We start from the raw sequence: 16,865 nt of genomic DNA on the forward strand, positions 1-16,865 counted from the left end.
AAGAGAAATAGATTAGGAAAAAAAAGAAACCCGGTCTAACATCATTTGTTAGACCGGGTTTTATATAAGGTTTAATCTCTGATTTATCCTACTGTTGCACGCTTAAAGCCTGTAACATGAACATCTCCGTAAGATTCAACATACTTTGCAACGCTTATTTTTTCATCTTTAATGAAATTTTGGTCTAATAAACATTGTTCTTGATCTAAAGTAGTGTTATCCGAAACAAATCTTTCCATTTTACCCGGAAGGATTTTATCCCAAATTTGCTCTGGTTTGCCTTCAGCTTTAAGTTGAGCTTTAGCATCTTCTTCTGCTTTGGCTATAACTTCATCAGTTAATTGAGACATTGAAATGAACTGAGGAACGTTTTTAAGGGTTTTACCTAAACGGCCTAATTCTTCATTGTCCTTTTCTATAACGGCAATTCTAGCTTCTGTTTCTGCTGCAACAAATGCAGGGTCAAAATCTTTGTAAGATAATGTAGTAGCTCCCATTGAAGCAACTTGCATAGAAAGGTCTTTTGCCAACACGTCAGCAGACTCTACTTTGGCGGATAGGCCAACTAAAGCAGCAATCTTGTTAATGTGAACATATGTTCCAACGTAAGGAGCTTCTAGTTTTTCAAAAGCAGTGATCTCTAGCTTTTCACCAATAACTCCTGTTTGCTCAACTAATTTATCGGCAACGCTCATTCCTCCAAAATCCGCATCTAAAAGAGCTTCTTTAGAGTCATAGTTTAAAGCTATTTCCGCAAGTTGGTTTGCTAAAGCTAGGAAGTTTTCGTTTTTTCCAACAAAATCAGTTTCACAACCTAGAACGATTGCTACACCAGCGGTTTGATCTGCATTCAATTTGGAAACAGCAGCACCTTCCGATGATTCTCTGTCGGCTCTTTTTGCGGCTACTTTTTGACCTTTCTTACGAAGAACGTCAATTGCCTTGTCAAAATCTCCATCAGCTTCAACCAAAGCGTTTTTGCAGTCCATCATTCCTGCGCCAGTTGCTTTTCTTAATTTGTTTACTTCTGCGGCTGTAATTTTTGCCATTTTCTGTGCTATTTTTCAATTTGCTCTAAGATAGAGTGTAATTTCAGCTCTATCTTAAAGCAAATGTTATGTTATTATTATTGTTTGCAATAAGGTGGCAGAACTTATTCTACGCCTCCTTTAACACTGTCTTGCCATTCTTTAAGCTCGTCCCATTTACCCTCAGCAGCCATTTGAGCTTGCTTTGGCCATGAAGTTGGGTCAAGGTGGGCCATTCTAGAGCTAGCCTCTGTAAGGATTTCCTTGATTTTTTCAGGGTCACCTTCGGCTAATTTAGAGTAAGAGTCAAAACCGGCGTTTACCAAAGCTTCGGCAGCTTTTGGTCCTACACCTTCAATTTTTGTAAGATCAACAGATTCTGTAGCGGCTGGAGCTTCTGCTTTAGGAGCTTCTTTTGCTACTTCTTTCTTTGGTTGCTCTTTTTTGGTTTCTTCAGCACCTTCTTTACCTGATTGTTTTTCAGATTTACGCTCAGCAAGACCTTCTGCGATTGCATTGGTTACTTGAGTCATAATAATATCGATAGATTTTGAAGCATCATCGTTAGATGGAATCAAATAATCAACATCTCTTGGGTCTGAGTTTGTATCAACCATTGCAAAAATAGGAATGTTCAATTTTTGAGCTTCCTTAACGGCAATGTGCTCACGCATAGTATCAACAATGAACAATGCACCAGGTAGACGTGTCATGTCAGAAATAGAACCTAAGTTCTTTTCTAGTTTAGCACGAAGACGGTCTACTTGAAGACGCTCCTTTTTAGATAATGTCATGAACGTACCGTCTTTTTTCATACGATCGATAGATGCCATTTTCTTTACCGCTTTACGAATGGTAACGAAATTGGTCAACATACCACCAGGCCATCTTTCTGTGATGAAAGGCATGTTTACGTTCGCTACTTTCTCTGCAACGATGTCTTTTGCTTGTTTTTTTGTTGCAACGAAAAGAATTTTTCGTCCAGATGCAGCAATTTTTTGAAGAGCCTCGTTGGCTTCATCTAATTTTGCAACTGTTTTGTAAAGGTTGATAACGTGAATCCCGTTACGCTCCATGTAGATGTAGGGCGCCATGTTAGGGTTCCACTTTCGTGTAAGGTGGCCAAAATGCACACCAGCTTCCAATAATTGTTTTACTTCGACTTTCGCCATTTGAATTTAGTTTACGTTCTTTTGAATAGGCAATGCCTGAGTGGTATGTCTATAAATAGACAAGCCTCGAGCATTTAGATGCTAAACTAACGGTGCCTTTGAGCATGAGATGCTCTTGGGTCTCCCGAATAACTATCTTGTGAAAAATAGTTTTTAATTTATTCGCTTTAAGCGAACTTTCAATGAACTTTGATTAAAGAAAAATATAAAAAAAGGTATCCATCGTGAAATGGATACCGTAATAATCTTGAATATTAACGTTTAGAGAACTGGAATTTCTTACGAGCTTTCTTCTGTCCAAATTTCTTACGTTCTACCATTCTTGGGTCACGAGTTAATAAACCTTCTGGTTTAAGAGTTAGTCTATTTTCTTCGTCAACTTCACACATAGCTCTAGAAAGGGCTAAACGTATAGCTTCTGCTTGACCGGTAATACCGCCACCGTATACATTAATACTTACATCGTAAGCATCTTCGTTTTCAGTAAGTGCAAAAGGTTGTTTAACCTTGTACTGAAGAGTTGCCGTTGGAAAATAGTCATTAAGGTCTCTTTGGTTTACAGTAATATTTCCTGTACCTGCTGAAACGTATACACGGGCAACCGCTGTTTTTCTTCTGCCGATTTTGTGAATGGTCTCCATTACTTGAATTCTTTTAAGTTGATAACCTGTGGTTTTTGAGCTTCATGATTATGAGCTGTACCTACAAAAACCTTAAGGTTTCTGAAAAGGTCCGCACCTAATCTGTTCTTTGGAAGCATGCCTTTAACCGCTTTTTCTACAATTTGCTCAGGTTTTTTGGCCAAAAGCTCTTTTACAGATGTAGAACGCTGACCACCAGGATAACCTGTGTAACGCAAATAGGTCTTATCGTCCCATTTGTTACCTGTTAAATTGATTTTCTCAGCATTGATAACAATCACGTTATCACCACAATCAACATGAGGGGTGAAACTTGGCTTATGTTTTCCTCTAAGCATTTTGGCAACTTTAGAAGCCAATCGGCCTAAAGTCTCTCCTTCTGCATCAACTAATAGCCACTGTTTGTCCACAGTTGTTTTATTGGCAGAAACGGTCTTATAACTTAATGTATCCACTACGGTTACTTTTTAATTAAACACTTCAATCCCGTCAAACGGGCTGCAAATGTACACTAATTCTATTGAAAAACAAGCGCTGTTTTCGGAATATTTTTAGTTAAAAACACTCTTTTTCAATTTCTTAATCATTTTTATGACAAAAAAACAGATCCTAGGTGTTCAAGAATCTGTTTTTTTTTAAGGAGTACTTTGGCAAGTTACCCGATTTAGGGTGTTGGATTTACAAATTTAAGGTTAATCCAACATTGTAATATTTGTTTTTGCCAATATTTCTCCCATCTATAATTGTAGCGCCTCCAATATTAGCTCCAATAAATTTTGTAAAGGGAACAAAAACGGTTCCTCCCAGTTTTGAGTAGTTCACGATTGTTTCCGGAAAATTTCCGGCAAAACCGGGACCCATTATGTCAACCCCGTTCAATGACGATTGTGAATCTAGGAATGCGTCTAGGTAAAAATGCTTACCGGCATAACCTAACTTTAAGACTGCATTAACCACATCAGGAGCGTCAAAATCACTACCGTTACCCAAGCTAAAATTGTTGTCTGCTTTGCCTCTATGTCCATAGCCTCCCATGACCATGGCAAAAAAGCCGTTATTGTTCTTGTATTGTAAGCCTACTTTGGCATCTATACCTGGTGCGCCGGATCCCAATGATAAGATTCCGCTAGGTTCATAACCTAAGGGTACGGACCCGCCTAAGGCGACAATATAGGTCATTGATCCATTCTCTAGGTTTTTGGTAAATGGAGCCCATTTTAAGAAGATACTAAGGTCCTGAAAATCTGACTGCTCTGTTGTGCCGTTGATTGGGTCAGCTACACCGTTACCCTCTTTTTTTATGTATGGTAAATTTGCAATTGCGGTTAAATTGTCCGTAACGGCGTAAGTGGCATGTAGGCTATAGATGGTCTGGTCTATTTCATTATGTGCGGGCACAGGACTTACCTCTTGGCCACCTACATAGAACTTATCATAATTACCTGATAAATAGGATAAGGAAATACTTGTTTTTCCTTTCTTGCTAAAGAAACCATCAATAGGGCCTTGAGCGTTCAGATTACTTGTAAAAAGCAAGGTTGCGATAAAAATCTGGAGTAAAACTGTAATTCTGTTTTTCATAGTTATAGGGTTCTAAAATTTACAGTTTTGTACGGCACTTTATGTTTGCCTTACATATTAAATGTTAAAATTTAGTTTGACCTATAGGAGTAGTGGGGTATATGTAATGTCTTAGATGATATTAAGTAGTTGATTTAAAGGCGGGAGAAGTGTCCAGAGCGATTGAAGTAAGAGTATAATTCCGTACTGAAAAGAAAACAAAATCTTTAAATGATTATTGCTTGTAGAATTTAGTGCAGATCTTTTCTTCGTTAGAGTGTACATTAATAATATAAGCCCCGGTCTCTAGAGAGGACACAGGTATGCTAATGGCATTTCTTCGGATTTCCCATTGATGGGATAATACGGTATTTCCATAAATATCCATGACGGATATATTAGCCTTTGCGGTATTCTTTAAACCTAAAATATTAACTACGTTGCTAGCGGGGTTAGGAAAGACCTTTACTTTCTTTTTGGTGGTTATGTTCGTGCTATGGCCAGTTTTGTGCATTGGTGTATCTTGCGCATGGCTATTGCACACTAAAAAGAGAATGGTAAAAAGGGTCGCTAAAGTTTTCATTTTAAATTTAACTTGGCCTATTGTATTTGGAATAGGACTGTAAAAGTAAAACTGAAAAGCCCTTTACACGAAAAAATGTTGTGAAAGGGCAGGTTTTGTATGTCTAATGCGCCTCCAGCCAATCTTGGCCAAGGCCAACTTCTACATCTAGCGGTACCTCTAGTTTGTAGGCGTTCTCCATTTCGGATTTTATCAATCCGCTTAATTCATCCAATTCCGGTTTGTAGATATCAAATACCAATTCATCATGTACCTGTAAGAGCATTTTGGATTTGTAGTTGCCTTCCGATAATTTCTTGTGAATGTTGATCATGGCAATTTTAATAATATCTGCAGCGCTACCTTGAATAGGGGCATTAACGGCGTTACGCTCTGCAGCCCCACGTACAATGGCATTACTTCCGTTGATATCTTTTAAATAACGTCTTCGTCCCAAGACTGTTTGTACATAGCCATTGTCACGGGCAAAATCTACCTGCTCGCTCATGTAATTTCTTAGCTTTGGGTAGGTTTTGTAATAGGTGTCTATCAGTTCTTTGGCTTCGGAACGGGATAAATCGGTTTGGTTGCTCAATCCAAAAGCGGAAACCCCGTAAATAATCCCAAAATTAACGGTTTTGGCATTGCTTCTTTGCTCACGGGTTACTTCTTCAATAGGTACATTGAATACTTTTGATGCCGTGGAAGCATGAATGTCTTCTCCGTGCTTAAACGCTTCTATCATCGTAGTCTCTTCGCTCAACGCGGCAATGATGCGCAGTTCTATCTGAGAATAATCCGCAGCCAATAAAATGTAGTCTTCGTTGCGGGGTACGAATGCTTTACGAACTTGGCGGCCTCTTTCCGTACGGATAGGGATGTTCTGTAAATTAGGATTATTACTGCTCAAACGGCCAGTAGCTGCAACGGTTTGCATATAATCTGTGTGGACTCTTCCCGTTGTGGGTTCTACTTGTTCCGGTAAAGCATCAACGTAGGTGCTTTTAAGTTTTGCCAACCCACGGTAATCCAATACGTTTTGAATAATTTCATGGTCCTTGGCCAAATAGGAAAGAACATCCTCCGCGGTAGAGAATTGACCTGTCTTTGTTTTTTTAGGTTTGTCTACCAATTTCATTTTACTGAAGAGAATTTCACCTAGTTGCTTTGGTGAACCAATGTTGAATTCTTCTCCTGCAGCTTCGTAAATTTTTTCTTCAAGATTTTTAATATCGTTGTTCAGGTCTTCAGAAAGGCTGTTCAAAAATTTCTTGTCCAGGTTGATGCCTTCCAGTTCCATGTCGGCCAGAACACGTAGTAGCGGAACTTCAATATCTTTAAAAAGAATATCGGTTTTGGCCTCGGCCAGTTCCGGTCTAAAATGCTGTGCCAATTGAAAAGTAATGTCTGCATCCTCTACAGCATATTCCGTTTGCTTTTCCAAAGGAACATCGCGCATGTTTAGCTGATTTTTTCCTTTCTTGCCTATAAGCTCAGTAATGGAAATAGGGGTGTAGTTCAAATAGGTTTCGGAAAGCACATCCATATTATGTCGCATATCCGGGTTTATAAGGTAGTGCGCCAACATGGTGTCAAAGAACATGCCTTTAACCTTAATGTTATACTTGTTCAACACCTTAATGTCATATTTAAGGTTTTGACCTATTTTTTCAATGGTTTCCGATTCAAAGAAGGGGCGTAGGATTTCTATAAGTTCCTGTGCTTCCTCTTTGTTTTCGGGGAATGGAATATAGTATCCTTTAGTGGCTTCCCACGAAAATGCGATACCTACAAGCTGGGCTTCTAACGGATTTAACGATGTAGTTTCCGTATCAAAACAAACAGAGGTCTGTTTCATTAGGTTTTGGACAAATAGCTTCATGGCCATACCCGGTGCCACGCTTTGGTAAACATGGGGAATATCCTTAATGGTTTTTCTGCTAGAGCTGTCCGCTATGGTTGCTGCAGACGCTCCGTCACCGCCAAACAAAGAAAATTGCCCGCTTCCGGCAGATGAGGAAGATGTTGACTGTTTTTTTGCCGATTCGGTATTGCTTACTTGGGTTTGGGGTTCTGTTTCTCCAGAGAATATTTTGATAAACTGGTCTTTTAACCTTCTAAATTCCAGTTCCTCAAAAATCTCTTGTACTTTTTCACTGTCGGGGACGGAGAGCTCATAGTCTTCTGCGTTAAAAGTAACATCGCAATCTATACAGATGGTAGCCAGTTTTTTTGAAAGTAGCCCGAGCTCTTTGTTCGCCTCTACCTTTTCTTTCATTTTACCTTTTAGCTTATCTGTGTTTTCTAAAAGGCCTTCCATAGAACCAAATTGCTCAATGAATTTTTTTGCGGTTTTGTCTCCAACGCCAGGTAGTCCGGGTATGTTGTCACTGGCATCACCCATCATTCCTAGGTAGTCTATGACCTGTTCTGGCCGTTCAACTCCAAAACGTTTTTGTATTTCGGGAATGCCCCAAATTTCTATTCCGTTACCCATTCTTGCAGGGCGGTACATAAAAATATTTTCGGAGACCAGCTGGCCAAAATCCTTATCCGGTGTAACCATGAATACCTTGTAATCTTCTTTTTCGGCTTGTTTTGCAAGAGTTCCAATAATATCGTCCGCTTCCCAACCTTCAAGAATTACAGAAGGTATGTGCATTGCCTTAAGAATGTCTTGGATATAAGGGATGGCAGTACGAATAGCATCGGGGGTTTCATCTCTATTGGCTTTGTACTCGGGGAACAGTTCGGTGCGCTCAGCACTTCCACCTTTGTCAAAACAAACGGCCAAATGGTCTGGTTTTTCACGTTTGATTACATCAAAAAGTGAATTCATGAATCCCATAATGGCAGAGGTGTCCATGCCCTTGGAGTTGATTCTCGGGTTTTTTATAAGTGCATAATATCCACGAAAAATTAGTGCGTAGGCGTCTAGTAAGAAGAGTCGTTTTTGTTCTGGCATTTTATAGTTTTTCAAAAGGATTCAAAGCTAATCAAGTTTTTGAATTCTTTTAAGTGTTTTAAGATTTGATATAAGTTTCCGATGGATTATTTACATGTCCAGCTTCAGAATAAGACCGATAGGTAAATCCCGGGTGAATGCAATAACTTCCGGTTTCGCCTGCTTTGTTAACGGCTATAAAACCGATTTGAAAATCATTCCGACCTTTATTTTTGGCCATGATTCGCTCAACACCTTCTTTACAAGCTTCCTGGGGAGATTTTCCTTGACGCATTAATTCCACGATAAGAAAGCTGCCTACCGTACGAACTACCTCTTCGCCAACGCCTGTTGCTGTGGCTCCGCCAATCTCATTATCAACAAACAGCCCGGCGCCAATAATTGGAGAGTCGCCAACACGACCCGCCATTTTGTAACCCATGCCACTTGTGGTACAAGCTCCTGAAATATCGCCGTTGGCATCTATGGCAAGCATGCCAATGGTGTCATGGTTTTCAATATTTATAATAGGCTTGTATTGCGAGGTTTTCTTCCATTCCATCCACTCTTGCTTTGATTTTTCGGTAAGGAGGTTGGTTTTCTTGAATCCCATTTCGTAAGCAAATTGCTCAGCTCCTTTTCCGGCAAGCATAACATGGGGTGTTTCTTCCATTACTTTACGTGCAACCAAAATAGGATTTGCAATATTTTCCATGGCCAGTACCGCACCGCAATTCCCATCTTTATCCATAATACAGGAGTCCAAAGTAACATTTCCGTCTCGGTCGGGTCTGCCACCAACACCCACCGTCTGGTTGTTTACATCGTTTTCTTCAACCATTACACCTTGGGTTACGGCATCAAGAGAAGTACCGCCTTCTTTTAAGACTTCCCATGCTTTGGAGGAAGCTTTATGAAAATCCCAAGTACATATAACTATAGGCTTTATAGCTGCGGAATTATCTGTAACCCGGTCTGTAGGCGGGGGAGTTTTGCCAGCCATTAAAGGGGCTGAAATTAAACCGGCCGTGGCGGCAGTTGAATTTTTTAGGAACTTTCTTCTTTGCATGGGTTTAAGATTTCTATTTTAGGTGTAGTTTTAAAATGCCACTTGGGCATTAAATATAAGTAAAATGCTAGTAGAAGTCTGTGCCAATTCATTGCAATCTGCATTAAATGCCCAAAAGGGTGGTGCGCATCGCATAGAACTTTGTTCTGAACTTGCCGTAGGAGGAATTACCCCCTCATACGGACTGTTGAAAAGCGTTCGTGAGCAAATTTCTATTCCCGTTCATGTATTGATTCGCCCTAGAAGCGGTGATTTTACCTATACCCCCGATGTATTAAAAATTATGATGCGGGATATTCAATTATGTGTTGATCTGGGGTTTGAAGGCGTCGTTTCCGGTGTTTTAAATCCTGATTTTACAGTAGACAGGGACAGAACCCGAGAGTTGATTGAAGCTTCAGTAGGTTTGAAGTTTACGTTTCACCGCGCTTTCGATTGGGTGAAAAACCCAATAGTCGCACTAGCACAACTGGAAGATTTGGGTGTAGATTATATATTAACTTCAGGACAGCGGAAATCTGCTCCTGAAGGGCTGGAGCTCTTGAAGGGGCTTCGTGAAAAATCTACAACCTGTACCATTATGCCGGGAGGTGGTGTTAGGCCGGATAATGTAATGGGTTTTAAGGCGTCCGGATTTAAGGCGATTCACCTTTCGGGTACTAAACTGTTAAGAACATTGCCCGAAACGGACCGGGTACCAATGAATTCTCCATCGTTTTTAAGCGATTCTGAAATTACCGTAACCCACTCAGGTACAATTGCAACTATCGTAAATAGGGTTAAATAAAATCTAAATGAGGCAATACCCGTCTCAGTTTAAAATATCTTTGTAGCTATGCTACGTTGGATTATTTTTATTGCCGTTTATATTGTTATGGGCCTCTATACTTTACAGGCCTTGAAAACCGTAACCAGATACCCTTGGGTGTACTATCTCTTTATTGCGATAGCCGTATTGGTACTGGGTAATTTTATTTATCAATTTACATTAGGTGAAGAGGAGGGTAGGGTCCTGAGCAGGTCTAAAAGCTATGCTTTTGGGTTTTTATTGACCGTATTGGCCTTTCAGTTGGTGACTATTCTTTTTCTTTTTTCCGAAGATATTTTTAGGGTCATATCTAGTGGGTATCAAAAGTTTTTTGGTCAGTCTAAAGAGTTTACCTTGCCAGAACGCAGAAAATTTTTGAGCATATTGGGTCTAGGCTTGGCGGCTATTCCTTTTGGCGCATTGCTCTACGGAATGTATAAGGGGAAGTACAATTTTAAAGTATTGAGGTATACTTTGGAGTTTGATGATTTGCCCGCTGGGTTCCATGATTATCAAATCACTCAGATATCCGATGTGCATAGTGGTAGTTTTGATGATAGGAAGAAGATAGAGTATGCTGTAGACCTGATTAATAAACAAAATAGCGATGTTATCCTTTTTACAGGTGATATGGTGAATAACATGGCTACCGAAATGGAGCCGTGGGCAGAACTTTTTACCACTCTTGAAGCCAAGGACGGTAAGTTCTCAGTCTTGGGAAATCATGACTATGGCGATTATGTAGCTTGGGAAACGGAAGAAGCCAAACATCAGAATTTGGAGGATTTAAAGAACCTACAAAGAAACATGGGTTTTGATCTATTGTTGAATGAAAATCGGTTTTTACAAAAAGGAGCCGATAAGATTGCCTTGGTTGGGGTTGAAAACTGGGGACGTGGTGGTTTTAAAAAAGCTGGAGACCTTAAAAAAGCAGTAGCCAATGTAGATAAAGATGATTTTAAGATACTCATGAGCCATGACCCTTCTCATTGGGAAGATGTGGTTTTGCACGATGCGTACCATTATCACCTTACCTTAAGTGGCCACACACACGGAATGCAGTTTGGTATAGAAATTCCTGGTTGGATCAAGTGGAGTCCTGTAAAATGGCGCTATAAATACTGGGCGGGCATCTATAAAGAGCTTGGGCAATATATAAACGTGAATAGGGGTTTTGGTTTTTTAGGGTATCCGGGTAGGGTAGGAATTTGGCCTGAAATAACCGTAATCACGCTTAAAAAGAAAGCTTAACACGATTTTAACGCCACCTAAAGTCTATAAAATTGGGGGTATAGGTGGCAATTTAACATTTTTTCTTACATTTGGCTCCTAACCCAATGAACTACGTATGTCAAAGTTTGGTGAACTTATAGATTTAAGAATCCCTGTTCTTTTGGATTTTTATGCGGATTGGAACGAGCAATCGAATGCGATGCACGCCGTTTTGCGTGATGTAGCCGCGGCTTTGGGTGATAAAGGCAAGGTTATTAAGATCGATGTAGATAAAAATAAAGAGCTTGCTCAGGCACTTCGTGTTAAAGGGCTTCCTACACTTATGATCTATAAAAAGGGTGAAATGGTATGGCGCCAAAGTGGTGAGCAAGATGCCAATACACTTATTGGAATCCTAAACGAATACCTATAATAAGCACTTACTGCTAAAGCGCTTTTTTTTTTGAGCGGTATAGATGGAATAATAAAAAAATGCCCTTTAGCAATGAAGGGCATTTTTTTATTTCTGTATAGAGTAAGCTAACTTAGTTAGTGACCGGGACTAATGTAGTGTCCACAGGGTTTTCTCCTGCCGTAGCTGCGTCTATTGCCGTAGTGTCAGAAACAGGAACGGTATCCTCTAAGTCAGGATTCTGACCAGGTTCTAAATCATCTTCTTGTAAAATATTGTCCCTGTAGAAATGCTGAAACTTATCTATATATTCATTGAATATTAGAGTTTCCTTTTCTGCCATTTCACGGTCGTTGTTTCCGATCAGAATATCAATATTTCTACGGTACCCTTCCATATCGGCAATGATATCGTCTATCTTGTCATATTGCTCTTCAAGAGGTATGCTGGCATAATATTCCAGACGGTCTTGATAAATATATTTCAATTTTCCGAAAAGTTCGCGAGCTTTGGCTGTTTCGCCTACTTTGTAATATCCATCTACAAAAGGCTCAACAAAAGTATAGTAGCCAAAGTATTCAACAGGAAGGTTTTTTATAGTAAGGTCTATAATATCCTTGGCCTTTTCTATTTTGTCTTCTTTTAGCAATTGTTCTAAAAGTCTTGCTAAGTTACTCCGGTAAGACAAGCCTTGAATACGGGTTTGGGGGTCATGGTAGATGTCCGAGCTTCCAGAGTTGCCCCAGTCCCAATTCATAACTACATCGTACATCAGGTCGGAATCAATTCGTCCCATTTCAAAAGAGTTTCTGCGTTCGGTCTTGATGGGTACTAATTTGTACGCCATTCCATCTAATTGCAAATAGTCTTTCATCCAAATAAATTCGGCATCATCAAAACTTCCTCCTGAAAAATAGATAGGGCGTTTCCAGTCATTGTTGGCAATAATATCCAACATCATCATGCTTTTCTTGGTAATGGCACTTTTTGGAAGGTCTATATCAATATAATCTACGATCAAGGCCGAATCCTTTTCTTTTACCAGACCTGTTTCCAAGACGTTTTTCTTGTTTACCGGTATGCGTAATTTGTTGGTAGGGTAGTACACGATATTTTGGCTGCTTTCAGAATAAGCATCTATATCAATATTCTCCTGTCTTTCAAGGATGTACTTCAGCTTTGTTTGTGGGTTGTCACTATCTACCCACTTTATAAAATCTTGAATGGACCAACGGCTTTCTGATATTTTCTTGTTGAAAAGTGGGTCTACGGTTTGGTAGTATAGCACATCACGAGTTCCCCAGCGATACTTCTCATGGGCAATTTGTGATGGTATGGCTTCACTTTCGTATGCCTTTCTCTTCATTTGGTCAATATACCAATCCGTTTCAAAAAGGCTGGTACAGACAATACGAACATCGGTACGGTAGCCTTCTATTTCTTGGGCGTACCATAACGGGAAGGTATCATTATCCCCAATGGTAAAGAGTATGGCCCCTGCATCTTCTTGGCAGGAGTCTAGATAGGCTTTTGCCGATGAATTTGCGGTAAACCGATTAGATCGGTCATGGTCATCCCAGTTTTGTACTGCCATAACCGTAGGAACCGCTAAAAGACAAATAACGGTTACGGCCGGAGCCAGTATTTTAGGGGTGAGGTACTTCTTGAGTTCATCAAAAAGTCCGTATACGCCAAGGCCTATCCATATTCCAAAGATATAGAACGAACCTACAAGGGAGTAGTCTCTTTCACGAGGTTGAAAAATATATGGATTGGTGTAAAACTGAATAGCCAAACCTGTGAACAAAAAGAAGATTAAAAGTACCCAGAACTGTTTTGGGTTTTTACTTATTTGAAACAATATACCAACTATACCTAGAATTAGGGGGAGTAAGAAATAGGTGTTTCGGGCCTTGTCGTTCTTAACTTCGTCCGGAAGATTGCTTTGACTTCCTAGACGTGGACTATCAACTAACCCAATACCACTTAGCCATTCTCCGTTTCCGTTATAACGGCCCTGAACATCATTGTTCTTCCCGGAGAAATTCCACATAAAGTAACGCCAGTACATGTATCCGAATTGAAACTGTACCATGTATTTAATGTTCTGCCAAACGGATGGTGGTTGAACCTCAATATAATCACCAAACCTTCTTAGGAAACTAATGTATTGTTCGGCATCTATTTCGCCATTGGCAAAGCCTTCTTTTACTTGGGTAACCGCTTTTCTCAACTCCTCGTTGGATTGTGTCATCTTAAAATCCAAGGGCCCAAAATAGCGCATGTAGTTTTCTGCGTTCTGACCGCTCCACATTCTTGGTAAGAAGCCTATATGTTTAGGGTCGTCTCCAGGTACGGCGCCTTTGTAATAATTTACGATTACATATTTCCCTAGCTTTTCGTCCTTTTCGTATTTAGGTGCTTCGTCTTTGTCCTCACCACCAACCCCAAAAGTGTTGGAGTAATAGGTCCCGTAAAACGGACTATCAACACCGGGGTACTGCTCACGGTTATAATAGGCCAATAAAGCACGGGCATCTTCCGGATTGTTTTCGTTGATGACCACTCTTGCATTTGCGCGAATAGGAAGCATCATCCATGAAGAGAAACCTAAAAATAGGAACATTAAGCATAGAACAATGGTGTTGGCCGTTTTGTAACTGTTCTTTCTAGTGTAGTTAAGTGCAAAATAGAATGCGCCAATGAATATGAGCCCCATAATGATGGTACCCGAATTAAACGGAAGGCCAATACTATTAATGAAAAATACTTCGCTCCAACCAAAAAGTTTAAGAACATAGGTTAAAGAGAATTTGTAAACCAGCATCAATACTGCAATCACAGCAATATTGGCCAACAAAAAGTTCTTTATAGTTGTTTTTTTGTATGTTTTGAAATAGTAGAGTAAACCTATTGACGGTATAGCCAAGAAGCCCATGAACTGAACCCCAAAAGTAAGGCCAACCACAAATGAGATAAGCACGATCCATTTGTTTCCTCTTGGGTTTTCAAGGTCGTCCGTCCACTTTAGGCCAAGCCAAAGTAATAATGCCATTAGGAGACTTGCTGTGGAATATACCTCGGTCTCTACTGCGTTGAACCAAAAGCTATCCGAAAAAGTAAAAGCAAGGGAGCCAACAATTCCAGAGCCAAAAATAGCAATGGCCTTGCTGTTGGTTATAACATCATCTTTTTGTTTTATGAGTTTTTGGGTAAGGTTGGTAATGGTCCAAAACATAAACAGGATGGTAAATGCACTGGAAACACCAGAAACGTAATTTACCATACGGGCCACTTGGTCAGGTTCAAAAGCGAACATGGCAAAAAAGGCCCCGATCATTTGGAGCAGTGGTGCTCCGGGAGGGTGGCCCACTTGGAGTTTTGCAGATGTGGCAATGTATTCACCGGCATCCCAAAAACTGTTCGTGGGTTCAACGGTTATTGCGTAAGTAATTAGGGCAATAAAAAAGACGGACCATCCAAGAAGATTGTCCCATTTTTCGAAGTTCTTTGAAAACATGTACTACGTGGTTTAACCAATGCGGCGAATTTACTAATTAATATAGATATGGAAGGTCATTTTTGATAAACCTTTAACAAGCTATTTGTAAGGTGAGTATAGAAAGAATTGTAGTCAAAGGCTTGTTGGCGGTGGTTAAGCGTATAAAAATGAATCAAATTATTAATTTTATGGTGCTGAAAATCTGTAAGTTGTGTAGATTTGGAATTATTGTAGCAGAAAATGTTTGTGCAAACCAAACTTTGTTTTAAATTTGCACGCTCAAATGCTGAACTTGTTTCGGCAGAAATTACGGTAATGGCCTATGGTGTAATTGGCAACACAGCTGGTTTTGGTCCAGTCGTTCTAGGTTCGAGTCCTAGTAGGCCAACAGAGTTAAAAAGCCCGATACGGAAAAGTATCGGGCTTTTTTTTGTTGGAGTTCTTTATATGGGGCGATCGTCAGGTTCCGTATCTTCGGGATACTCGGGAGGGTTGTCTTCCGTATCTAGGTTTTCATTGCTTGCTTCCTGTTCCGTAATTTCTTCATTATGTTCGTTCAGTTGGTCCTCCGCTTCGTTCCGTGCCAAAATCTCTTCATCTATCTCATCTAGCATAGTACCCATTTTCTTTTTGTCCTTTATCATGGCCCAGGTCATAACCAGACTGGTGGCAATAATTACGAACAAAAGAATTCCCGATTCAAAACCGGCAATCTCTGCTTCCGTAGGAATGGCATAGAAAAGAAGTATAGTGATCAATCCCCTTGGGGCAATAAAGGCTTGTGGTAGGATATCTTTACCGATAAAAACCCGCAAAACAAGAAAACGGATTACGTAAATGGAGGCTATAATTAGAATGCTTACCATAGCAACATTTAGGCTCATTAAAGAAGCAAGTACAATGGTAACTCCAAAAATCACGAAGAAAAACGTGCGGACAACAAAAGCCGTTTCTAGGGTTATGATGTGTAGTTCATGATAGATTTGGTGCATTTTTTCCTTTTCAAGAAAAATAGCCGTCTTTCCGGGAAAGAACAATTTAACGTTTGCAATGACCAACCCGAATATGAGGATTATAATCAATGACGATAGATGCATTTTTTTGCCAATAGCGTACAATAGTAGCAGTACGGCAATTAATAAAAATTGCTTGGCTTGGCTTTTTATTTTTTGGAAAATCAGTACCAGGGCGTAACTGGCAATAATGGCAATAACAATAGTCAGAACAATATTGCCGGCAAAAGCAACGGGGCTAGAATCAGTTTCGGGATCCAAGCCTCCGGTAAGAAAATAGAACATCATGATACCCATTATGTCCGAAAAGGTGCTTTCGTAAATGTGAAACTCCTTTTTGTCCTCTCTAAGACCGGTAACACTGGGTATGATTATGGCGCTGGATAAAATAGACAAAGGGGTAGCGTACAGCCAGGCAGACTGCATGGTCATGCCTTCTATAAATTGGTAAAGAATTAAGGCGGCTACCCATGCGGAAGCTACAAGCCCGAGTAGGGCAATGGCCATGGATTTGAGAATGGGTATGAGTTTTTCTCTTTTCAGTTCAAGCTCTAGGGCGGCTTCTAATACAATCATGATCAGTCCTACCGTTCCGATTATTTCTAAGGTGCCGCGCAGGTTTTTTTCAAAATCTATTTCGGTTCCAATAATGTATTTCAGGGCAAATTGTAAAGCAACACCCAGAACTATTAGCATAAGTACGGACGGAATATTGGTTTTTTTAGAGATGCCATTAAACCAGAAAGAGATGATGACTATGGCGGAAGCGCCAATAATCATATTGTAAGAAGAGAGTATTTCCATGGTCGTTAATTTGGTTGGGATATTTTAAAAGTACTATTAAATCGTTAATTTTAGATGAAATGATATGATATAAAACTCTTTAAATGAATCGGATATTGCGGGAAACAAAAAAATCGTATATTTGCAACACTGAAAGGA

The 16,865-nt window shown here is 39.9% G+C and carries 13 protein-coding genes and 1 tRNA gene; 4 read left to right on the forward strand and 10 right to left on the reverse strand.

Annotation, left to right across the window (positions count from 1 at the left end; translation table 11 throughout):
- Window positions 1-83: 83 nt before the first annotated feature.
- The 8 genes from tsf to Q4597_RS05500 all read right to left on the reverse strand — a co-directional run bounded on the left by tsf (window position 84) and on the right by Q4597_RS05500 (window position 8,976).
- Window positions 84-1,049, reverse strand: a complete 966-nt coding sequence (gene tsf, locus Q4597_RS05465; RefSeq protein ID WP_215438538.1) for a translation elongation factor Ts — start codon at window positions 1,047-1,049, stop codon at window positions 84-86.
- 104 nt (window positions 1,050-1,153) lie between these two features.
- Window positions 1,154-2,200: a 30S ribosomal protein S2 gene (rpsB, locus tag Q4597_RS05470; protein ID WP_303405139.1), complete on the reverse strand. Its 1,047-nt coding sequence runs from the start codon at window positions 2,198-2,200 to the stop codon at window positions 1,154-1,156.
- Window positions 2,201-2,454: 254 nt separating this feature from the next.
- A complete protein-coding gene (gene rpsI / locus Q4597_RS05475; protein WP_215438536.1) occupies window positions 2,455-2,841 on the reverse strand; it encodes a 30S ribosomal protein S9 in 387 nt (128 codons plus the stop codon).
- Window positions 2,841-3,296 (reverse strand): 50S ribosomal protein L13, encoded by a 456-nt coding sequence (rplM, locus tag Q4597_RS05480; RefSeq protein ID WP_215438535.1) that lies wholly within the window; start codon window positions 3,294-3,296, stop codon window positions 2,841-2,843. The genes rpsI and rplM overlap by 1 nt, the downstream gene beginning before the upstream one ends.
- A 223-nt stretch (window positions 3,297-3,519) precedes the next feature.
- Window positions 3,520-4,422 carry a hypothetical protein gene (locus tag Q4597_RS05485; protein ID WP_215912983.1) on the reverse strand — a complete coding sequence of 301 codons (903 nt, stop codon included), beginning with the start codon at window positions 4,420-4,422 and terminating at the stop codon, window positions 3,520-3,522.
- Between the two features lie 214 nt (window positions 4,423-4,636).
- Window positions 4,637-4,984 carry a T9SS type A sorting domain-containing protein gene (locus Q4597_RS05490; RefSeq protein WP_303405141.1) on the reverse strand — a complete coding sequence of 116 codons (348 nt, stop codon included), beginning with the start codon at window positions 4,982-4,984 and terminating at the stop codon, window positions 4,637-4,639.
- Window positions 4,985-5,087: 103 nt separating this feature from the next.
- Window positions 5,088-7,928 (reverse strand): DNA polymerase I, encoded by a 2,841-nt coding sequence (gene polA / locus Q4597_RS05495; RefSeq protein ID WP_303405142.1) that lies wholly within the window; start codon window positions 7,926-7,928, stop codon window positions 5,088-5,090.
- 58 nt (window positions 7,929-7,986) lie between these two features.
- On the reverse strand, window positions 7,987-8,976 hold the full coding sequence (locus Q4597_RS05500) for an isoaspartyl peptidase/L-asparaginase family protein (protein WP_303405144.1): 990 nt from the start codon (window positions 8,974-8,976) through the stop codon (window positions 7,987-7,989).
- Window positions 8,977-9,040: 64 nt separating this feature from the next.
- On the opposite strand from Q4597_RS05500, the gene Q4597_RS05505 reads away from it, so the two are divergent.
- The 3 genes from Q4597_RS05505 (at window position 9,041) to Q4597_RS05515 (ending at window position 11,429) form a co-directional block, all read left to right on the forward strand.
- Entirely contained in the window at window positions 9,041-9,763 is a 723-nt protein-coding gene (locus Q4597_RS05505) for a copper homeostasis protein CutC (RefSeq protein ID WP_303405146.1), read from the forward strand.
- Window positions 9,764-9,811: 48 nt separating this feature from the next.
- Window positions 9,812-11,035 (forward strand): metallophosphoesterase, encoded by a 1,224-nt coding sequence (locus Q4597_RS05510; RefSeq protein WP_303405147.1) that lies wholly within the window; start codon window positions 9,812-9,814, stop codon window positions 11,033-11,035.
- A 97-nt stretch (window positions 11,036-11,132) separates the two neighbouring features.
- The gene (locus tag Q4597_RS05515; protein WP_215438529.1) at window positions 11,133-11,429 is read left to right on the forward strand and encodes a co-chaperone YbbN; all 297 of its coding nucleotides are present in this window, start codon (window positions 11,133-11,135) and stop codon (window positions 11,427-11,429) included.
- Between the two features lie 112 nt (window positions 11,430-11,541).
- Here the strand turns inward: Q4597_RS05515 and Q4597_RS05520 are convergent, their stop codons facing one another.
- The gene (locus Q4597_RS05520) at window positions 11,542-14,928 is read right to left on the reverse strand and encodes a DUF2723 domain-containing protein (RefSeq protein ID WP_303405149.1); all 3,387 of its coding nucleotides are present in this window, start codon (window positions 14,926-14,928) and stop codon (window positions 11,542-11,544) included.
- A gap of 298 nt (window positions 14,929-15,226) precedes the next feature.
- Between Q4597_RS05520 and Q4597_RS05525 the strand changes: the two genes are divergently transcribed.
- Window positions 15,227-15,298 (forward strand) — tRNA-Gln (locus Q4597_RS05525).
- A 55-nt stretch (window positions 15,299-15,353) separates the two neighbouring features.
- On the opposite strand, the gene Q4597_RS05530 is transcribed toward Q4597_RS05525, so the two are convergent.
- Complete coding sequence (locus Q4597_RS05530) at window positions 15,354-16,727, reverse strand: cation:proton antiporter (RefSeq protein ID WP_303405151.1); 1,374 nt, start codon at window positions 16,725-16,727, stop codon at window positions 15,354-15,356.
- Between the last annotated feature and the right edge of the window lie 138 nt (window positions 16,728-16,865).

Source organism: Zobellia sp. 1_MG-2023 (assembly GCF_030549125.1).
Lineage (GTDB): Bacteria > Bacteroidota > Bacteroidia > Flavobacteriales > Flavobacteriaceae > Zobellia > Zobellia russellii.